The organism is Streptomyces sp. NPDC056479 (assembly GCF_042795335.1).
Taxonomy (GTDB): domain Bacteria; phylum Actinomycetota; class Actinomycetes; order Streptomycetales; family Streptomycetaceae; genus Streptomyces.
Map to the genome: position 1 here is coordinate 701,454 of NZ_JBHTRZ010000004.1, position 19,558 is coordinate 721,011.

At 71.1% G+C, this 19,558-nt stretch carries 17 protein-coding genes; 13 read left to right on the top strand and 4 right to left on the bottom strand.

From position 1 onward, the window contains the following. Positions 1-85 precede the first annotated feature (85 nt). From ACFQ6S_RS19665 to ACFQ6S_RS19685, 5 genes are read left to right on the top strand one after another with little or no spacing between them, the layout of a single operon-like run. Positions 86-1,447 (top strand): ABC transporter substrate-binding protein, encoded by a 1,362-nt coding sequence (locus ACFQ6S_RS19665; protein ID WP_383410927.1) that lies wholly within the window; start codon positions 86-88, stop codon positions 1,445-1,447. 8 nt (positions 1,448-1,455) lie between these two features. After that, entirely contained in the window at positions 1,456-2,397 is a 942-nt protein-coding gene (locus ACFQ6S_RS19670) for a carbohydrate ABC transporter permease (RefSeq protein ID WP_383410930.1), read from the top strand. Positions 2,398-2,399: 2 nt separating this feature from the next. After that, a complete protein-coding gene (locus tag ACFQ6S_RS19675; protein WP_383410933.1) occupies positions 2,400-3,290 on the top strand; it encodes a carbohydrate ABC transporter permease in 891 nt (296 codons plus the stop codon). A gap of 7 nt (positions 3,291-3,297) precedes the next feature. Further along, the gene (locus ACFQ6S_RS19680) at positions 3,298-4,563 is read left to right on the top strand and encodes a 6-phospho-beta-glucosidase (RefSeq protein ID WP_383410935.1); all 1,266 of its coding nucleotides are present in this window, start codon (positions 3,298-3,300) and stop codon (positions 4,561-4,563) included. After that, complete coding sequence (locus ACFQ6S_RS19685) at positions 4,554-5,564, top strand: N-acetylglucosamine kinase (protein ID WP_383410937.1); 1,011 nt, start codon at positions 4,554-4,556, stop codon at positions 5,562-5,564. The genes ACFQ6S_RS19680 and ACFQ6S_RS19685 overlap by 10 nt, the downstream gene beginning before the upstream one ends. On the opposite strand, the gene ACFQ6S_RS19690 is transcribed toward ACFQ6S_RS19685, so the two are convergent. Next, complete coding sequence (locus tag ACFQ6S_RS19690; RefSeq protein ID WP_383410939.1) at positions 5,547-5,729, bottom strand: hypothetical protein; 183 nt, start codon at positions 5,727-5,729, stop codon at positions 5,547-5,549. The genes ACFQ6S_RS19685 and ACFQ6S_RS19690 overlap by 18 nt on opposite strands. A 305-nt stretch (positions 5,730-6,034) precedes the next feature. On the opposite strand from ACFQ6S_RS19690, the gene ACFQ6S_RS19695 reads away from it, so the two are divergent. From ACFQ6S_RS19695 to ACFQ6S_RS19725, 7 genes are all read left to right on the top strand, one after another. Then, complete coding sequence (locus ACFQ6S_RS19695) at positions 6,035-7,423, top strand: hypothetical protein (RefSeq protein ID WP_383411313.1); 1,389 nt, start codon at positions 6,035-6,037, stop codon at positions 7,421-7,423. 122 nt (positions 7,424-7,545) lie between these two features. After that, positions 7,546-8,517, top strand: a complete 972-nt coding sequence (locus ACFQ6S_RS19700) for a glutamate ABC transporter substrate-binding protein (protein WP_383411315.1) — start codon at positions 7,546-7,548, stop codon at positions 8,515-8,517. Between the two features lie 75 nt (positions 8,518-8,592). Continuing rightward, positions 8,593-9,921 (top strand): hypothetical protein, encoded by a 1,329-nt coding sequence (locus ACFQ6S_RS19705; protein WP_383410941.1) that lies wholly within the window; start codon positions 8,593-8,595, stop codon positions 9,919-9,921. A gap of 22 nt (positions 9,922-9,943) precedes the next feature. Beyond that, complete coding sequence (locus tag ACFQ6S_RS19710) at positions 9,944-12,454, top strand: tetratricopeptide repeat protein (protein WP_383410943.1); 2,511 nt, start codon at positions 9,944-9,946, stop codon at positions 12,452-12,454. Then, positions 12,455-13,768: a PP2C family serine/threonine-protein phosphatase gene (locus tag ACFQ6S_RS19715; RefSeq protein ID WP_383410946.1), complete on the top strand. Its 1,314-nt coding sequence runs from the start codon at positions 12,455-12,457 to the stop codon at positions 13,766-13,768. It abuts the gene before it with no gap. Positions 13,769-13,864: 96 nt separating this feature from the next. Further along, complete coding sequence (locus ACFQ6S_RS19720) at positions 13,865-15,211, top strand: VWA domain-containing protein (RefSeq protein ID WP_383410949.1); 1,347 nt, start codon at positions 13,865-13,867, stop codon at positions 15,209-15,211. 93 nt (positions 15,212-15,304) lie between these two features. Then, positions 15,305-16,828, top strand: coding sequence for an FHA domain-containing protein (locus tag ACFQ6S_RS19725; RefSeq protein ID WP_383410952.1), 1,524 nt, complete (start codon positions 15,305-15,307; stop codon positions 16,826-16,828). 69 nt (positions 16,829-16,897) lie between these two features. Here the strand turns inward: ACFQ6S_RS19725 and ACFQ6S_RS19730 are convergent, their stop codons facing one another. After that, a complete protein-coding gene (locus tag ACFQ6S_RS19730) occupies positions 16,898-17,884 on the bottom strand; it encodes a methyltransferase domain-containing protein (protein ID WP_383410955.1) in 987 nt (328 codons plus the stop codon). Positions 17,885-18,028: 144 nt separating this feature from the next. Between ACFQ6S_RS19730 and ACFQ6S_RS19735 the strand changes: the two genes are divergently transcribed. Then, positions 18,029-18,433 (top strand): globin, encoded by a 405-nt coding sequence (locus tag ACFQ6S_RS19735; RefSeq protein ID WP_383410958.1) that lies wholly within the window; start codon positions 18,029-18,031, stop codon positions 18,431-18,433. A gap of 28 nt (positions 18,434-18,461) precedes the next feature. On the opposite strand, the gene ACFQ6S_RS19740 is transcribed toward ACFQ6S_RS19735, so the two are convergent. Next, positions 18,462-19,130, bottom strand: a complete 669-nt coding sequence (locus ACFQ6S_RS19740; protein WP_383410961.1) for a hypothetical protein — start codon at positions 19,128-19,130, stop codon at positions 18,462-18,464. Next, the gene (locus ACFQ6S_RS19745; RefSeq protein WP_363050329.1) at positions 19,127-19,555 is read right to left on the bottom strand and encodes a thioesterase family protein; all 429 of its coding nucleotides are present in this window, start codon (positions 19,553-19,555) and stop codon (positions 19,127-19,129) included. The genes ACFQ6S_RS19740 and ACFQ6S_RS19745 overlap by 4 nt, the downstream gene beginning before the upstream one ends. Between the last annotated feature and the right edge of the window lie 3 nt (positions 19,556-19,558).

Here is a 19,558-nt window from a genome sequence, read left to right on the forward strand (position 1 = left end):
CCCGCCGACTCACCTCCTCACCCACACCTCAGCTCACCCCCCGCCTTCCCTTCACCCACCCCGTCCCGCCCTGGGAGACCTCGCCATGCCCGGAAAGTCCTGGAAAGTCATACCCTCTGCGTCCCGCAAGACCGCGGCCGCACTCGCCGCCTCCGCCTCCCTGGCCCTCCTCGCCACGGCCTGTACGGGCCAGGCGGAGTCCGGTGCGAACGACGACCCCAACGCCAAGACGACGATCACCTTCTGGCACGGCTGGAGCGCGCCCGCCGAGGTCAAGGCGATCCAGGAGAACGTCGACGCGTTCGAGAAGGCCCACCCGAACATCACGGTGAAGGTCGTCGGCAACATCAACGACGACAAGCTCAACCAGGCGCTGCGGGCAGGTGGTTCGAACGGGCCCGACGTCGTGTCGTCGTTCACGACCTCCAACGTCGGCAAGTTCTGCTCCTCCGGCGCCTTCCTCGACCTCAAGCCCTTCATCGAGAAGTCGAAGCTGGACCTCGACAAGCTGATCCCGAAGCCGATGCTGGACTACACCCAGTTCGACGGCACCCGCTGCGCCCTGCCCCTGCTGGGCGACGCCTACGGCCTCTACTACAACAAGGACGCCTTCGAAAAGGCCGGCATCAAGTCCCCGCCGAAGACCTGGTCGGAGTTCGCGCAGGTCGCCAAGAAGCTGACTGTCAGCAAGGGTGACAGTTACCAGCAGCTCGGGTTCATGCCGACGTACCACGGCTACGAGACGGTCGTGGACCACTACATGTCCCAGTGGGACCACGCCTACTTCGACGCCGACGGCAAGTCCAGCATCGCCAAGGACCCGGCCTTCGCCGAGATGTTCACGTACCAGAAGAAGCTGATCGACGACCTCGGCGGCTTCGCGAAGCTGGAGAAGTACCGGAACACCTTCGGCGACGAGTGGGGCGCCAAGCACCCGTTCCAGACCGGCCAGGTGGCCATGCAGCTCGACGGCGAGTGGCGGCTCGGCATGGCGAAGGACGCCGGCGTCGACTTCGAGATCGGCACCGCTCCGATGCCCGTCGCCGACGACGAGGCCGACGAGTACGGCAAGGGCTTCCTCTCCGGCACGATCATCGGCATCGCCCCGCAGAGCGAGAAGCAGAACGCCGCCTGGGAACTGGTGAAGTACCTGACCACCGACACGCAGGCCGTCGTCTCCTTCGCCAACGCCATCCACAACGTGCCCTCCACGTTCGCCGCCCTGAAGTCGCCGGACCTGAAGGTGGACCCCGGCTTCAAGACGTTCCTGGACATCGCCCAGAACTCGCACTCGACGTCGCCGCCGGCCTCCGTCAACGGCTCCACGTACCAGACGACCCTTCAGGACTTCGGCTACCAGTACGAGTCCGGCAAGGTGAAGGACCTCAAGGCCGGTCTGGAGAAGACCGCCCGGCAGATCGACACCGACATCGCGCAGGCGAAGTAGCGCCGTCGATGTCCACGCACACTCTCCGCGCGAAGCGCCGCAGGTCGGCGCTTCGGACGGTGGCCTTCCTGTCACCGTGGCTCATCGGGTTCGGCGTCTTCTTCGCCTATCCGCTGGTGTCCACCGTGTACTTCTCCTTCATGAAGTACGACGGCTTCGGCACACCGGCCTTCCGCGGCCTGGGCAACTGGGCCTACGTCTTCAACGACTACCCGCTGTTCTGGCCGGCGCTGCGCAACACGCTCTGGCTGGTGCTGGTGATGGTGACCTGCCGGGTGGTGTTCGGCCTCGGTATCGGCCTGCTCATCACGAAGATCAAGACGGGCACGGGCGTCTTCCGCACCCTCTTCTACCTGCCCTACCTCGCCCCGCCGGTCGCCGCGACGCTGGCCTTCGTCTTCCTCCTCAACCCCGGTACCGGACCGGTGAACTCGGTCCTCGACGGCCTGGGTCTGCCGACCCCCGGCTGGTTCACGGACCCCGCCTGGTCCAAGCCGGCCCTCACCGCGCTCGCGCTGTGGGGCGTGGGCGACCTCATGGTCATCTTCATGGCCGCGCTGCTCGACGTACCGAAGGAGCAGTACGAGGCCGCGGAACTGGACGGCACGACGGCCTGGCAGCGGTTCCGGTACGTCACCCTGCCGAACATCTCGCCGATCGTGATGTTCGCCGTCGTCACGGGCGTGATCCAGACGATGCAGTACTACACACAGCCCCTGGTGGCCGGAAAGGTCGCCTCCGGCATCATCGGCGGCTCCGGCCAGCAGTTCGAGCCCGGCTACCCGGACAAGTCGACGCTGACCCTCCCCCAGCTCGTCTACAACCTCGGCTTCCAGCGCTTCGACTACGGCTCGGCGTGTGTGGTCGCGCTCGTCCTGTTCGCCCTCGCCATGGCGTTCACCGCGCTGCTGATGCGGCGCCGGGGCGGACTGATCCAGGCAGGTGACTGACCATGACCCAAGTGCTGGACAAGCCGGTGCAGTTGGACACCCCGACCATGGCCGAGCGCACGGCCCGACGCAGGGCCCTCCTGGAATGGATAGCGGTCCACTCCCTCGGCATCGCGGCGGCGCTCTTCTTCACCCTGCCCTTCGTGTTCGTCGTCCTGACGTCGCTGATGAGCGACCAGCAGGCGCTCACCCGCGACCTGGTCCCGGACACCTGGGAATGGAGCAACTACACCAAGGTCTTCGACACCCCCGGCTTCCTGACCTGGTGGAAGAACACCCTGATCTACGCGGGCCTGGGCACGGTCCTCACGGTCGTGTCCTCCATCCCGGTGGCCTACGCGCTCGCCAAGTTCCGCTTCCGCGGCCGGAACCTGTCCCTGATGCTGGTCATCTCGATGATGATGCTGCCGCCCCAGGTGGTCATCATCCCGATGTACCTCTTCTGGGCGAAGCAGCTGGACCTCTCGGGCACCCTCTGGCCTCTGATCATCCCGATGGCGTTCGGGGACGCCTTCTCGATCTTCCTGCTCCGCCAGTTCCTCACGACGATCCCGAACGAGTACCTGGACGCGGCGAAGGTGGACGGCTGCGGCGAACTGCGCACCCTCCTGCGCGTCGTCCTGCCCATGGCGAAACCGGGGATAGCCGCCGTGGCCCTCTTCCAGTTCTTCTACGCGTGGAACGACTACTTCGGCCCCCAGATCTACGCGTCCGAGAACCCCGGCGCCTGGACCCTCTCCTACGGCCTGGAGTCGTTCAAGGGAGCGCACCACACCGACTGGAACCTCACCATGGCCGCCACTGTTCTCGTGATGGCCCCCGTGATCCTCGTGTTCTTCTTCGCGCAGAAGGCGTTCGTCGAGGGCGTCACGCTCACCGGAGTAAAGGGTTGACTCAGCTATGAAACTCACCGTGGTCGGCGGAGGCTCGACCTACACCCCCGAACTCATCGACGGCTTCGCCCGCCTCCGGGACACCCTCCCCATTGAGGAACTGGTCCTGATGGACCCGGCGACGGACCGTCTGGAACTGATCGGCGCCCTGGCCCGCCGTATCTTCGCCCGCCAGGCCCACAACGGCACGATCACCACCACCACGGACCTGGACGAGGCCGTGGACGGCGCCGACGCGGTCCTCCTCCAGCTCCGGGTGGGCGGCCAGGCGGCCCGTGAACAGGACGAGACCTGGCCCCTGGAATGCGGCTGCGTGGGACAGGAGACGACGGGCGCGGGCGGTCTGGCGAAGGCCCTGCGCACGGTGCCGATCGTCCTCGACATCGCGGACCGCGTCCGCCGCACCAACCCCACCGCCTGGATCATCGACTTCACCAACCCGGTCGGCATCGTGACCCGCGCCCTGCTCCAGGAGGGCCACAAGGCGGTCGGCCTGTGCAACGTGGCGATCGGCTTCCAGCGCAGGTTCGCGGCGAAGCTCGGCGTGGCACCCGCCGACATCCACCTGGACCACGTGGGCCTCAACCACCTCACCTGGGAGACCGGCGTCCGCCTTGGCGGCCCCGAGGGCGAGGACGTCCTGCCGAAGCTGCTCAGCGAGCACGGCGACACGATCGCCGCGGACCTGCACCTCCCGCGCGTCCTCCTGGACCGGCTGGGCGTCGTCCCGTCGTACTACCTGCGCTACTACTACGCGCACGACGAAGTGGTACGGGAGCTGCGCACCAAACCGTCCCGCGCCGCGGAAGTGGCCGAAATGGAAAGGAAGTTGCTCACCCTCTACGCCGACCCGTCCCTCGACGAGAAGCCCGAACTCCTCTCCAAGCGAGGCGGCGCGTACTACTCGGAGGCCGCGGTGGACCTGGCGGCCGCGCTGCTGAACAGCGCGGGCAGCCCGTACCAGGTGGTGAACACGTACAACAAGGGCACGCTCCCCTTCCTCCCTGACGACGCGGTGATCGAGGTACAGGCGGCGGTGGGCCGGCAGGGCCCGGTCCCGCTGTCCGTCCCGAGCACGGACCCCCTGTACGCGGGCCTGATGGCCCAGGTGACGGCCTACGAGGACCTGGCGCTGGACGCGGCCCTGCGCGGCGGCCGCGACCGGGTCTTCAGGACCCTGCTCTCCCACCCCCTCATCGGCCAGTTCGAGTACGCCGAGCAGCTGACCGACCGACTGATCGCACACAACCGGGAGCATCTCGCGTGGGCATGACCGCACGTGTCCTCGCCGTAGACGCGGGCAACAGCAAGACCGACGTGGCGGTGGTGGCCGCCGACGGAACCGTCCTGGCCACGGCCCGCGGCGGAGGGTTCCGGCCACCGGCGGTCGGCGTGGAGCAGGCGATGGACACGCTCGCCGAGGCCGTGGAGCAGGCCTTCACGGCGGCGGGCGTGACATCCGTCGACCGAGTCTCGGCCTGCCTGGCGAACGCCGACTTCCCGGTGGAGGAGGAGACCCTGGCGGCCGCGCTGCAGGCACGCGCGTGGGGCACGAGCGTCGAGGTCCGCAACGACACCTTCGCGATCCTCCGGGCGGGCGTGACGGAGCCCCGCGGGGTGGCCGTCGTCTGCGGCGCCGGCATCAACTGCGTGGGCATGCGCCCCGACGGCCGTACCGCCCGCTTCCCGGCCCTCGGCCGTATCTCCGGTGACTGGGGCGGCGGCTGGGGCCTGTCCGAGGAGGCCATGTGGCACGCGGCGCGGGCCGAGGACGGGCGCGGCGCGGCCACGGACCTCGCCCGCGCCCTCCCCGCCCACTTCGGCCTCCCCACCATGTACGCCCTCATCGAGGCCCTGCACCTGGAGCAGATCGAGGAGATCCGCCGTCACGAGCTGACCCCGGTCCTCTTCGCCACCGCGGCGGCCGGCGACCCGATCGCCCGCGACATCGTGGCCCGTCTGGCCGACGAGGTGGTGACGATGGCGACGGTCGCCCTGACCCGCCTCGGCCTGCTGGAGGAGGAGACACCCGTCCTGCTGGGCGGCGGCGTACTGGCGGCCCGTCACCCCCAACTGACCGACGGCATCCAGGACTTGCTGGCCTCGCGCGCCCCCAAGGCGGTACCGAGCGTGGTCACGGCGAGTCCGGTGCTGGGAGCCGCGCTGCTGGGGCTGGACGCGGTGGGGGCGCCCGCGGAGGTCCACGCCCGGCTCCGCCGGCACTTCGAAGGGCGCCGTTCCGTCGTCAGTGGCGGATCAGGCCCGTGCGTTTGACGGTCGCCGGCAGCGGGGTGTGTCGATGACGGTGACCCCGTCGAGGGCGCCGACGGTGTCGGTGAGGAAGGCGTACAGGGCGTCGAGATGCGCGGCGGCGAGGGCGACCACCTCGACCTGGAGCGGATGGTCGACGTTGCCGGTGATCTGGTGGCAGTGGGCCACCTCGGGCAGTTGCGTGTAACAGCACCGGAATCCGTTCCTCCCCCAGTGACCTCGACACCCCCTGCCCCGAACCTGGAACCGAACCGATTCCCCCGGCGTATTCATGGGCAGGGGGTGGTGCGGGGCGTGTTCCGGTGTGCCGAGGCTCGGCTTCCGCGCTGCGATCCGATCAAGATCCAGTGAAGGCCGGTGCGGATGTCAGTCCCGGCAGCGATACTTGCCGCGACGGATGACCACGGGGGAGGTCAGCAGTGACACAGACGCCGAAGAGCAGTGCGCCACCACCGGGCTCCAGCACGCCCACCATGCCGTCCGTGCCTCCCCAGCTCAACCGGATCACGACACCCGCCCCGACTCCACCCGGCACCGAACCCCGCCGCACCGCCTTCGCCGAGGGCTTCGACCGACTGCGCGCCGCCGCCACCACCGAACCCGGCCGGCTCCGCATCATCGGCGCCCTGCTCGCCCTCCTCGTCGTCGCCTTCGGCGCCATCGCCGCCTGGCAGATGACGGAGCGGGCGGCCGCGGCCGACGACGTCCTCAACCGCAGCCAGCCCCTCACCTCCGACGCGGCCGACATCTACCGCTCCCTGGCGGACGCCAACACCGCCGCGGCCAGCGGCTATCTCGCCGGCCTGCAGGAGAAGCCCGCCATGCGCCAGGGCTACGAGACGGACATCCGCACGGCCGCCGCCAAACTCGTCACCGCGGCCGCCAACTCCGAACCGGGCTCCACCTCGGCGAACACGATCGCCGAACTCAGCAGGCTCCTGCCGGAGTACAAGGGCCTGGTCGAAACGGCGAGGGCCAACAACCGCCAGGGCTACCCCGTGGGCGGCGCCTACCTGCGCGCGGCGAACGAGATGATGCAGCAGAAGATGCTGCCGGCCGCCCAGAAGCTCCACCAGACGGAGAACCAGCGCCTGCGCGACGACTACGCGGACGCGAAGTCCTTCCCCTGGGCCGCCGCGGGCCTCGGCGTCCTCGCCCTGGCCGCCCTCGCCTGGGCCCAACAGCGCAACTACCGGCGCACGAACAGGGTCCTGAACCACGGCCTGGTCACCGCGACGGCGGCCTCCACCGTGGTCCTGCTCTGGCTCACCGTCGGCCACGTCATCGCCCGCGCCGGACTGAACGACTCCTACGACCACGGCGTCCGCTCGCTGAACGTCCTGCACGAGGCCCGCATCGCCTCCCTCACCGCCCGCAGCGACGAGAACCTCACCCTGGTCCGAAGGGGCGCGGACACCAAGAGCCTCGCCGACGGCACCGTCGTGGACGCGTACGAGTGGGGCTACGACAAGGAGATCGACGACCTCGGCAAGGCGCTCACCCGCGCCGAGGACCTCGCCGACGACTCGGCGGGACAGAAGCCCGTGCAGGACGCGAACGGTTTCATGAAGGTCTGGAAGGACCGCCACGGCGAAGCCCGCGACGACAACAACTCGGGCAACTACCAGGCCGCCCGCGACCGCGTCATCGGCGCCGCGAAGGAGCCGACGAGCGTGTGCTTCGACAACGTCGACAAGGCCCTGGCGACGGCGCTCAAGCATGAGCAGAACGAGTTCAGACAGGCCGCGAGCGACGGCCGCGACTCGCTGACCGGCCTGCCGACCGGCGCCGCGGTCCTCGCGGTCCTGGCTGCGGCCGGCGCGGTCCTCGGGATCGGCCGCAGGCTGTCGGAGTACCGGTGAGAGGGGGCACGACGATGAACGCACACGGCACTACGCCGGACACGAACGGCACGCCACCGAACGCAGACACCCCCTGGCGGCGCCTGCGCGCCGGCCTGCGTGGCTGGGGCGGCGTCGGAGGGATGGCCGTCGTCTGCGCCCTGACTCTGGCCTTCGCGCTGCTGCTCCCCCTGTCCCAGCAGCGTGACGGCGCCGAGACCGCCGGCCAGGGCGTCGCCCACAGCAGCCAGGCCAAGGCCGAGGAGTGCGAGAACCCGCAGGACCAGAGCCTGTCCCCGTCCGGCGGCAACGGCGACACCTCGGTGCTGGACGCCATCAAGGACCGCAAGGACCGCCGTCTGATCGTCGGCGTCGACACCAACAGCTACCGCTGGGGCTACCTCGACCCGAACAACCCCTCCGGTGAGCTGGAGGGCTTCGACATCGACCTGGTCCACCGGATCGCCGAGGACATCCTCGGCGACCGTGACGCCGTGCAGTTCAAGGCGATCCCGACCAGCCGCCGGATCGAGGCGATCCAGAAGGGCGAGGTCGACATGGTGGTCCGCACCATGACGATCAACTGCGACCGGATCGAGCAAGTCGCCTTCTCCGCCCCGTACTTCGTCACCGGCCAGCAGGTGCTCGCCGCCAAGACCTCGACGATCACCGGGTTCGACAAGACCCTGGCCGAGAAGAAGGTGTGCTCGGCGGAGGGCTCCACCGCGTACGACAACCTGGAGGAGGGCAGGAAGTCCGGTGACCTCCCCGCCTCCACCGACATCAGCACCACCGTCCCCAACCAGCTCGACTGTCTGGTGAAGTTGCAGCTCGGCGACGTCGACGCGGTCGTGACCGACGGCGCGCTCGCCGCCAGCCAGGCCGCGCAGGACCCGACGGTCGAACTGAAGGGCGGCCTGTTCACGGACGAGTACTACGGCGTGGCGATGAAGTCGGGCTCCGACGATCTGGTACGCCAGGTCAACCGGACCCTGGAGAACTACGTCAAGGACGGCGGCTGGAAGGCGTCGTACGAGAAGTGGCTGCACCCGACCATGGACCAGGGCGACAAGAAGTCGGTGTCGGCGACGCCTCCCGAAGCCCGCTACAAGTGACGGACCATCGACTGACGGGCGTTACGACAGCGCAGGACAGAACACAACGGACCACTACGCAGCGAGAGGTGATCGATGGGCGTCACGGACCCCGCCGGGCCGGTGATGGACCGGGACGAGGTGGACCGTGCGCTGGCGCGGCTCGGCGCGGAGCACGAGGCGATCGAGACCTCGCTCCTCGCCCTGCAGGACCACGCGGGCCGCAGGCTTCTCGAGGGCGCCGAGCTCACGGGTGTCACCAAGGAACGCTGGACTGCCGCAGACGCGTCGATCACGCTGCTGTGGGCGTACTTCGACGCGTACACGGACGCGTTGCGCTCCGCGCGCGACATCCGCTCCCGTCGCCGCTGGTCCAGCCGTGACGACCTGGTGGAGCTGACGGAACTGCTGCGCGGCGAGTCCGTGACGGTGGCCGGAAGCACCACGGCGACCGCCAACGCCACGACCCTGCAGGGCGGTTCGAGCAAGCTGAGCGAGCAGTTCTCGCTGGTCACCCTGGTGGACCGGATGAACGAGCTGTACGCGACCTCGCTCGACATGGTGGTCGCCGCCGACGCGGTCTGGTCGGCGCTGCCCGCCCGGATCGATTTACTCGCCGCGGAACTGCAGCGCACCCGTCAACTCGCGCACTCCGTCGGCGTACGCCCCGGCGAGCACCCGGCGGGCGACGACCTGGAGCGCATCACACGCACGCTCACCCATCTGCGTGTAGAGGTGGTGTCCGACCCGCTGGCGTACTGGCTGCCCACGCGGGGAAGTTCGGCGCCGGGCGGCGGCAAGCCCGACACCACGGTGTACGACCGCGAGGCGCGCGCCCTGGAGGACGTACGCCGTGAGATCGACGCGGTGCTGACGGTTCGTCAGGATTCCGAGCAGCGTCTGGTCAAGCTGCGTGACGTGCTCTCCCGCGCGGAGCGTACGCTCGCCGAGGCCCGCACCGCGCGCGGCGAGGTGCTGGCGAAGATCGCCGCCACGGAGGTGCCGGTCGTCAGCGGACCGCCGACCGTGCTGCAGGAGCAGCTGGCGGCGGCCGCCGAGTACCGCAGACACGCCCAGTGGCACCGTCTGTCCCCGCTCCTGGAGTCCCTGGAGCAGAAGGCGGAGGACGAACTGCTGCGCGCCCGCGAGTCGTTGACCGCGGTCACCGCGCCCCTGGCGGTCCGCGCGGAGCTGCGCGGCCGCCTCGACGCGTACAAGGCGAAGGTCGCCCGGCACGGCCTCGCGGAGGACCCGTTCCTCATCGAGCGCTACGACGCGGCCCGCCGCATGCTGTGGAGCGCGCCCTGCGATCTGCGCGTCGCCGGACAGGCGGTCCTGCGCTACCAGCAGGCGGCGGCCGAACTGCTCGGCGGCCGTGTGCCGGGGCCGCGCGGGCCCGAGGATCGCGGGGGGCCGCGATCATGAGGGACAGGGGGGAGTCGTCGTCATGAGTCAGGCACAGCAGAGCTGTCAGCGGCCGGACTGCGGCGGTACGTACGAGGACATGGGCGGCGGCGAGCTGTACTGCGACACCTGCGGTCTCGCCCCGGTCGTCTCGGCGTCCGGCATGGTCGGCTCGCCGCCCACCGGCGTGACGAGCGGCGGCAAGGACTCACGCGGTTCGACGGGCAGCGGCAGCTCCCGCTCCACCAGCCGCGGCAGTTCGCGTACGTCGTCCCAGTCGTCGAAGTCCCGGCGCTCGGTGTCGGGACGGCTGTCGCGGTCGCTGTCGGGCCGTTCCACGGGCCGTTCCGTGTCGGTGCGCAGCTCCGGTTCGAGCGCCGGCTCCAGCGGGCGCGGCCGACTCGGCGTCGGCCTGGTGCAGGTCCCGGACGTGCCGCGGCCCGATCCGCGCGAGATGGTGCTGGACAACCCGGAGGTGCCCGAGCGCAAGCGGTTCTGCTCCCGCTCGGACTGCGGCGCGCCGGTCGGCCGGGCCCGCGGCGAGCGGCCGGGCCGTACGGAGGGCTTCTGCACGAAGTGCGGGCACCCGTACTCGTTCATGCCGAAGCTGAAGTCCGGCGACATCGTGCACGGTCAGTACGAGGTCGTGGGCTGTCTGGCGCACGGCGGCCTCGGCTGGATCTATCTCGCCGTGGACCGCGCGGTCTCCGACCGCTGGGTGGTGCTCAAGGGTCTGCTCGACACCGGCGACCAGGACGCGATGGCGGCGGCGATCTCCGAGCGGCGCTTCCTCGCGGAGATCGAGCACGCCAACATCGTGCGGATCTACAACTTCGTCGAGCACCTCGACAAGCGCACCGGCTCCCTCGACGGCTACATCGTGATGGAGTACGTCGGCGGCAAGTCCCTGAAGGAGATCGCGAACGCCCGCCGCACACAGACGGGCCGACGCGACCCGCTGCCCGTCGAGCAGGCGTGCGCGTACGGCATCGAGGCCCTGGAGGCGCTCGGCCATCTGCACGCCCGCAACCTGCTCTACTGCGACTTCAAGGTCGACAACGCCATCCAGACCGAGGACCAGCTCAAGCTGATCGACATGGGCGCGGTGCGCAGGATGGACGACGACGAGTCGGCCATCTACGGCACGGTGGGCTACCAGTCGCCGGAGGTCGCGGACGTCGGCCCGTCGGTCGCCTCCGACCTGTACACGGTCGCCCGCACCCTGGCCGTGCTGACCTTCGACTTCCAGGGCTACACGAACGTCTACGTCGACTCGCTGCCCGACCCCGACAACATCGAGGTCTTCCGCCAGTACGAGTCCTTCTACCGCCTCCTGGTCCGCGCGACCGACCCCGACCCGGCCCGCCGCTTCGCCTCCGCGCAGGAGATGACCGAGCAGCTGACGGGTGTGCTGCGCGAGGTCGTGTCCTTGCAGACGGGGCGCGCGCGGCCGTCGCTGTCGACGCTGTTCGGGCCCGAAGTACGGGTGACGGACACGGAGTTGTTCCCGAAGCTGGACGGGGAGGTCTCGCGGCTGGGGGCTCGCGTGGCGCCCGCCCGCAAGGCGCTCACCGCGACCGGCGCCCCAGCCCCGGAGACCGGCGCGGGCATCGTCAAGCCCGTGGGCGCCCCCGCCGCCGCCCTCGCCCTGCCGGTCCCCCACGTGGACCCCGCCGACCCCAACGCCGGTTTCCTCGCGGGGCTGATGACCACCGCGGCGGCCGAACTGCTCGGCGCGCTGGCCGCCGCGCCGGCGCCGTCGACCGAGACCCGGCTCAGGCAGGTGCGGGCCTGGCTGGAGAACGGCGACACCGCGACCGCGCACCAGGCGTTGCTGAAGCTGGAGGACGAGCGGCCGGACGACTGGCGGGTGGTCTGGTACCGGGGCGTGGCCGCCCTCGTCACCGGCGACCAGGAGGGCGCCGCGCTCTCCTTCGACGCGATCTACGACGCCTTCCCCGGCGAACCCGCCCCCAAGCTGGCCCTCGGCCTGTGCGCGGAGGTGCTGGGCCAGCTGGACAACGCCGCCGAGTACTACCGCCTGGTGTGGTCGACCGACCCCAGCTATGTCAGCGCCGCCTTCGGTCTGGCCCGGGTCCAGCTGGCGACCGGCGACCGCCGCGGCGCCGTGGCGACCCTGGAGTCGGTGCCGGAGAGCTCCATCCACTACACGGCCGCGCGGGTGGCGGCCGTCCGGGCCCGGCTGCGTCAACGCACGGCGGTCGCCGCGGACGTACCGTTTCTTGACGACCTGACCGCCGCGGCGGGGCAGGTGGAGGCGCTGGATGCGTATGGCCTCGACCCGGCGCGCAGGGAGCAGTTGTCGGCGGAAGTCCTCGGCTGCGCGCTGGACTGGATACTCTCCGGGGGCCAGGGTTCCGCCCCTCCCGCCGCCGGAGGACGGACGCTGCTCGGCAGCGGCCTGGACGAGCGGGGCCTGCGTTTCGGTCTGGAGCGTTCGTACCGCATGCTGGCCCGGCTCGCGCGAGGCGGCGAGGAGAGGATCGACCTGGTGGAACGTGCCAATCGTTACCGCCCCCGGACGTGGGTGTAGTTGATGTCGCAGATGCCCCAGTTGTCCGCCTGCCCGAGCTGCGAATGGCCGCTCGAGTCGGGTGACCGTTTCTGCGGTGCGTGTGGATACGACCTGTCCGCCGTGCCCGTACGGCCGGACGACCACCCCACCATCGCCCTGAACGGCTCGACGCCGCCCCCGGGCGCTCCCCCGGCCCCGCAGGCGCCGCCGATCCCCGCGCCGGCACCCCCGGCGACGGTCGGCCCCGATGTGCCGCCGGCCCCGCCAGCTCCGCCCGCGGCCGCTGCCACGCCGACCGGCTCGCCCGTCTCCCCCGCCTCCGGCGTACGGTTCGACCGTCCGCCGGAGCCCGAGGAGTACCCGTTGCAGGCACCCGACCCACGCATCGCCGCCGACCTGCCGACCCCGCCCGAGGGCACCAAGGTGTGCGTCGCGTGCCGTGCCGGCCGCGTGGATCACGACGGGTACTGCGAGAACTGCGGACACGCCCAGCCGCGCGAGCGCGACCACATGGAGCTGGACGCCGGCCCGGTCGCCGCCGTCAGCGACCGTGGGCTGCGCCACCACCGCAACGAGGACGCGTTCGCCGTCGCCAGCACCGCGTTGCCCGACGGCCGACCCGCGGTCCTGGCGGTCGTCTGCGACGGTGTGTCCTCGGCGACCCGCCCCGACGACGCCTCGATGGCCGCGTCCCGCACCGCGAGCGAGTCGCTCCTGGCCGCCCTGCCGCGCGGCACACATCCGCAGCAGGCCATGCACGACGCGATCATCGCCGCCTCGAACGCGGTCAACGCACTCGCTGCCGAGCCGGCCACGGCCCGCGAGCAGGCCCCGCACCAGAACGCGCCGGCCTGCACCTTCGTCGGCGCCGTGGTCACCGCCGGCCTGCTGGTCGTCGGCTGGGTCGGGGACAGCCGCGCCTACTGGGTGCCGGTGGACCGCAGCACTCCCCCGGCCCGGCTCACCGAGGACGACTCCTGGGCCGCGCAGATGGTCGCCGCGGGCCTGATGAACGAGGCCGAGGCGTACGCCGACGAGCGCGCCCACGCCATCACGGGCTGGCTCGGCGCGGACGCCTACGAACTGGAGCCGCACACCGCTTCCTTCAAGCCGGACCGTCCGGGTGTAGTGGTGGTGTGCACGGACGGGCTGTGGAACTACGCGGAGGCGGCCGAGGACATGGCCGACGTCGTGCCCCTCGACGCCGCCGCGCGCCCCCTGCACAGCGCCCAGGTCCTCGTCGGACACGCGCTCGACGGCGGGGGCCACGACAACGTAACAGTGGCCGTCCTGCCGTTCCCGGCACCGCCGATGGGGGCAGGATCGGCCTGAGGCCAACTGCGGGGACGGCCTCATCGGACCGGAGGGGACCGGTCCGTCGACAGCCATGGCCCCACTGTGGGGTTCTTTAGGGGGATTTGAGAACGTATGGCCAACTTCTCGAAATCAAATGTGCCGCAGTTCTCGGTGGACGTGTACCAGAACGAGTACCTGCCGGAGGGCGGTCGCGAGGTCAACGCGATCGTCACGGTCACCGCGACCGGCGGCGGCACGGTCGGCAGCGCGGTCGCCGCGCCCCATCTGTACGCACCGGGGCAGAGCCCGTCCGCGGCCGTGGCGATCATGGTCGACTGCTCGGGCTCGATGGACTACCCGCCGACCAAGATGCGCAACGCCCGCGACGCCACGGCGGCCGCGATCGACACCCTGCGTGACGGTGTGCACTTCGCGGTGATCGGCGGCACGCACGTGGCCAAAGAGGTGTATCCGGGCGGTGGCCGAGTGGCTGTGGCCGACGCCACCACCCGCGACCAGGCCAAGCAGTCCCTGCGCAGGCTCAGCGCGGGCGGCGGCACGGCCATCGGCACCTGGCTGCGGCTCGCCGACCGGCTGCTGTCCTCGGCCGATGTCGCCATCCGGCACGGCATCCTGCTCACCGACGGCCGCAATGAACACGAGTCGCCGGAAGACCTCAAGGCCGCGCTGGACTCCTGTGCCGGACGGTTCACCTGTGACGCCCGTGGCGTGGGTACCGACTGGGAAGTGAAAGAAGTCACAGCGATCGCCTCCGCCCTGCTCGGCAGCGCCGACATCGTCGCCGATCCGGCCGCTCTGGCCGCCGACTTCACGCAGATGATGGAGACGGCGATGGGCAAGGAGGTCGCGGACGTCGCGCTACGGCTGTGGACGCCGGTCGGCACGACCATCAAGTTCGTCAAGCAGGTCGCGCCGACGGTCGAGGAGTTGACCGACCGGCGCACCGAGGCCGGCCCGCGCGCCGGTGACTACCCCACGGGCTCCTGGGGCGACGAGTCCCGTGACTACCACGTTTGCGTCGAGGTCCCGGTCGCGGAGATCGGCCGGGAGATGCTCGCCGCCCGGGTCTCCCTGGTCGTTCCGCAACCCGACGGCAGCGCGGGAAACTTGGGCGCGCAGGGCCTCGTACGGGCCGTATGGACCGACGACATGGTCGCCTCGACGTCGATCAACCCGCAGGTGGCCCACTACACCGGTCAGGCCGAACTGGCACAAGCCATTCAACAAGGGCTCGATCTTCGCAAAGCGGGCGATATGGATGGTGCAACGGCCAAACTGGGCCGCGCCGTTCAGCTCGCCAGCGCCTCCGGAAACGCGGATACGGCGAAACTCCTTGCGAAGGTGGTGGACGTGGTCGATGCCGCGGCGGGTACTGTGCGACTGAAGGCGAAGGTCGCGGAGGCCGACGAGATGACTCTCGAGACACGGTCCACAAAGACTGTTCGTGTAAAGAAGTGACCTAGCAGGACCCTGAAAAGAGCGAGCCCGGCCCCTCGGGGTTGGAGAAATCCGGTCGAAAAGCGACCGGAAAAGAGAGGGGGAAGCGCCGACATGCCGACCTGCCCGAACGGACACCAGTCGGGTTCCGACGACTGGTGCGAGGTCTGCGGTCACCGCATGGCCGGTGCCGTACCTCCGCCCCCTCCGCCCCCGCCCCCGCCCGGCGGTGGCTACGGCTTCCCGCCTCCCGGCGGTCCCGGCCCCGGCGGCCCGTCCGGTGGACCGAACGCCGGTCAGCCAGGCGGTCACCAGCCCATGCCCGGCTTCCCGGAGCCGGAGCTCTGCCCGCAGTGCCGTACACCGCGTGAGGGCGGTGCGCCGTTCTGCGAGGAGTGCCGGTGGAACTTCCTGACCAACACGGCGACGTCGTACACGCCCGCCGCGCCGCGCCCGCCGGCGCCGGGCGGCCCGGGCCTGCCGTCCCACTTCCAGCAGCAGTCGGGGCCCCCGCCGTCGTTCGGCGGCGGTGACTCGTATGAATATCAGGGCTCACGCCCGTCCCAGGTGAACCGCCCGGCGGAACCGATTCCGCCCTTCGGCGCGGATCCGCAGGCCCCGGGCGGTCCCGGTGGCCCTGGCGGCCCCGGCGCTCCGGGTGGCCCCGGCGCTCCCGGTCCCGGCCCCGGTGGCATGGGTGGGCCCGGTTCGGGCTACGGCGGTCCCGGCCCCGGTGGTCAGAGCGGCCCTGGCGGCTTCGGCCCGGGTCCCGGCGGCCCCAGCAATCCTGGCGGCCCCGGTGGACCGGGTGGACCAGGTGGTCCGGCTGCCCCCGGCGCTCCCGGTGGCTATGGCGCTCCCGGCGGCCCCGGTGGCCCCGGAATGAACGCCCCCTCCGCCTTCGGCGGCGACCCGTCGCGTCCGGTTCCGCCACCGCCCGGCGGCCCCGGTGGTCCCGGCGCGACCGGTGGTGCTCCGCAGGCGTTCCATCCGGCCGGACCCGGCCCTTCCGCCCCGCCGGCCCCGCCCGGGTTCGGTCAGGAGCCGAACCGTCCGCAGCAGGGCGGCCCGTCCTTCGGCGGCGGTGACGACGACTGGGTGATCTCCCCGCCGTCGTCGGGCCCCGGCGGCCCGGGTGCCCCCGGCGCGCCCCCTCAGGGCGGCTACGGCTACCCGCCGCCCGGCGCGACCCAGGCCCCGCCGCCGCCCGGTCCCGGCTACCACCAGCAGCCGATGACCTGGATGGCGACCATCGGCCCGGACCGCGAGTACTTCATGGCGATGATGCAGCGCTCCGGCCCCGAGGCCGCGGGCCTGAACCTGCCCGCGTACTCGCCCGAGCAGCAGCGCGCGCTCACCGGCAACCAGATCACCATCGGCCGCCGCCGCCACTCCACCGGCGAATCCCCCGACATCGACCTGTCGGTGCCGCCGGAGGACCCGGGCGTCTCGCACCAGCACGCGGTCCTGGTCCAGCAGCCGGACGGCACCTGGGCGGTCGTCGACCAGAACTCGACGAACGGCACGACGGTGAACGGCTCCGAGGACCCGATCCAGCCCTTCGTGCCGGTGCCGCTGCAGGACGGCGACCGGGTGCACGTCGGGGCGTGGACGACGATCACGATCCGGCGCGGCTAGGCATCTCGATACCGGGAGGGGGCGGTCGTACGGCGAGAAAGCGCCGTACGACCGCCCCCTCCCGGCGTTTCAGCCGGGCAGCGGCCACGCGTACGGCCCCTCGGGGTCGTCCAGCCACGCCCACTCGTGCTCGCCGCGCACCGTGATCCCGAACCGCTCCCGCTGTGGCTGCCCCTCGCGCTCCCACAGCGCGTACGCCTCCTGCGGGTCGAGGCTGCCGCGGGTCAGGGTGAGCAGGAAGCGGAACAGTTCGTGTTCCCTGGCCCGGCGCGGCAGCCCGCCCACGCGTGGTGGCTCCGGCTCGTTCCGGCTGCCGCCGCGCAACGGCACGAAGTAGGCGGGCGTGTGCAGAAAGCGCCCCTCGGCGTGCTCGGCGTCCCGCACGGCGAGGGCGACCAGGCCGGTGGCGAGCGGCGTCAGGACGCGGGCGCCGGGGCGGCACTGGGCGAGCCAGGCGCGGGGGATCGACGGCAGGGTGCAGGTCGCGATGATGCGGTCGAAGGGGGCGCGCTCGGGCACACCGCGTGCGCCGTCGCCGGTGACGACGGCGGGGCGGTGGCCGGCCGCCTCCAGATGCCGTCGTGCCGACTCGGTGATCTCGGGCTCCAGATCGACGGTGGTGACGAGATCGTCGTCGCCGAGCCGGTGGGCGAGCAGGGCGGCGTTGTAGCCCGTGCCCGCGCCGATCTCCAGCACTCTGTCGCCCTCCGCCACCTCCAGCGCGACCAGCATCATCGCCATGAGGGACGGCTGGCTGCTGGAGGAGAGCAGCTCGCCGTCGCGCAGCCGGGTGGCCAGCGGGGTGTCGGCATAGGCGCCGCGCACCCAGCGCTCGCGTGCGGCCGGGTCGGGGCTCTCCCCCCAGCGGCGCTCGTATCCGCCCGCGATACCGACGTAGTAGTACGGCACGAACAGATGCCGGGGTACGGCGGCGAAGGCCTCCCGCCACACGGGGTCGTCGGCCCACGCCCCGCTCATCTCGATCTCACGCACCAGTGCGGCCCGTGCCGAGGCGGCGAGGTCGTCCAGGTCCCTGTCGAGAGCGTGTGCGCTCATACGTCCACTGTCCTGCTGGAGGCGGTGTGAGGCGAGCGCCTCGCCGGACGATCCGGAACGCGTCACTCGGGGTCGGCCGCTGCTGATCCGTTGGCTGGTCCTAAGCCTGGAGTCCTCGGTCGCCGCGTCTGAGAGCATGGAGGCGTGAATGAGATTCGGCGCGGCACGCTGCAGGAGCAGACCTTCTACGAGCAGGTCGGCGGGGAGGAGACCTTCCGCCGCCTCGTCCACCGCTTCTACGAGGGTGTCGCGGAGGACCCGCTGCTGCGGCCCATGTACCCCGAGGAGGACCTGGGCCCGGCCGAGGAGCGCCTGACCTTCTTCCTGATCCAGTACTGGGGCGGCCCGACGACGTACAGCGAGAACCGCGGCCACCCCCGCCTGCGCATGCGCCACGCCCCCTTCACCGTCGACCGCGAGGCGCACGACGCCTGGCTGAAGCACATGCGGGTCGCCGTCGACGAGCTCGGCCTCTCCGAGGAGCACGAGCGGACGCTGTGGAACTACCTGACGTACGCGGCGGCGTCGATGGTGAACACGGCGGGCTGAGCCGCCCGGGAGCGCGTGTACGGCGGGATCAGCGGACGCTGACGTCCAGGGTGCCGAGTCCCGCACGCCGTACGGCGATCGACCCGTACGGCGTGCGCAGCCGTAGCCACGCACCGGACGAGAACAGGGCAAGCTCCCTGGTGGCGCGCAGGAATCCCAGCGACTGGGCCGCGTGCACGGCCCGCATCGGCAGATGGGTGTCCCCGACGGTCCGGGACCAGATCTCCCGCCCGACCCGGTCGAGTTCGGCCCGGGTGCGCCGCTCGGCCGCCAACTCCTCGGTACGCGACCGGAACTCCGCGACACCCGCACCGATCATCGCCCGCAGGGCATCGGGCGCGGGCAGCCCCGGCACCGGCCGCCATCCGCCGCGCGGCGGGAGCACCCCTGCCCACGGCGGCCCGGTCACGGCCCCCGGCACGACCGCGGTGGCCGCCGACTCGTCGACGGACTCCAGGAGTTCACCGGCGGAGACGGTCACGTCCAGCGTGACGTCGAGCCCGTTCTCGTACGGCTTCGCCAGCCGTACCGCGCGGATCGCCAGCACCTCGAAGGACGGCGGCCGCCCGAAGACGGCGAGCGCCGTGCCGGCCGCCTGGAGGCGCACCGCGGCCCCACGGTCGTAGTGGAGCAGCCGGGAGAGGAAGGCCGCGAGATCCGCTGCCTCCCCCTCGTCGGCGAGGTGCAGCACCGTCATGCGGCGACGGCCTCCTCCTCGTCGTCCTTGTCCTTCGCGTCGTCCGTGTACTCGCGGAGGAACTCCTTCTCCTCCGCGGTGAGCCGCCGCGGCCGTTCCGCCTCGAAGTCGAACGGCACGACCACCGTCGAGGCCCGGACGTAGACCAGGTCGTCGTCCTTCACCTCGTAGGTGATGGTGAAGGACGCGGCCCTGATCTCACTGACCCACAGCTCGATGTCCACCGGGTGGTGCCGGTGGACGAGCTGCCGCTTGTAGTCGATCTCGTGGCGCGCCACCACCGACCCCTGCTTGAAGTCCTTCTCCGGACGGAACAGGAAGTCGATACGGGCTTCCTCCAGGTAGCGGACGAAGACCGCGTTGTTGACATGCCCGTACGCGTCCATGTCGGACCAGCGCAGGGGGCAGCGGTAGATGTGGCGCAAGAC

Bases quoted from the DNA above. Each gene is read 5' to 3' on its own strand.
- ACFQ6S_RS19665 (WP_383410927.1), top strand. From the start codon at position 86: ATGCCCGGAAAGTCCTGGAAAGTCATACCCTCTGCGTCCCGCAAGACC.
- ACFQ6S_RS19670 (WP_383410930.1), top strand. From the start codon at position 1,456: ATGTCCACGCACACTCTCCGCGCGAAGCGCCGCAGGTCGGCGCTTCGG.
- ACFQ6S_RS19675 (WP_383410933.1), top strand. From the start codon at position 2,400: ATGACCCAAGTGCTGGACAAGCCGGTGCAGTTGGACACCCCGACCATG.
- ACFQ6S_RS19680 (WP_383410935.1), top strand. From the start codon at position 3,298: ATGAAACTCACCGTGGTCGGCGGAGGCTCGACCTACACCCCCGAACTC.
- ACFQ6S_RS19695 (WP_383411313.1), top strand. From the start codon at position 6,035: ATGCCGTCCGTGCCTCCCCAGCTCAACCGGATCACGACACCCGCCCCG.
- ACFQ6S_RS19700 (WP_383411315.1), top strand. From the start codon at position 7,546: ATGGCCGTCGTCTGCGCCCTGACTCTGGCCTTCGCGCTGCTGCTCCCC.
- ACFQ6S_RS19705 (WP_383410941.1), top strand. From the start codon at position 8,593: ATGGGCGTCACGGACCCCGCCGGGCCGGTGATGGACCGGGACGAGGTG.
- ACFQ6S_RS19710 (WP_383410943.1), top strand. From the start codon at position 9,944: ATGAGTCAGGCACAGCAGAGCTGTCAGCGGCCGGACTGCGGCGGTACG.
- ACFQ6S_RS19720 (WP_383410949.1), top strand. From the start codon at position 13,865: ATGGCCAACTTCTCGAAATCAAATGTGCCGCAGTTCTCGGTGGACGTG.
- ACFQ6S_RS19725 (WP_383410952.1), top strand. From the start codon at position 15,305: ATGCCGACCTGCCCGAACGGACACCAGTCGGGTTCCGACGACTGGTGC.
- ACFQ6S_RS19730 (WP_383410955.1), bottom strand. From the start codon at position 17,884: ATGAGCGCACACGCTCTCGACAGGGACCTGGACGACCTCGCCGCCTCG.
- ACFQ6S_RS19740 (WP_383410961.1), bottom strand. From the start codon at position 19,130: ATGACGGTGCTGCACCTCGCCGACGAGGGGGAGGCAGCGGATCTCGCG.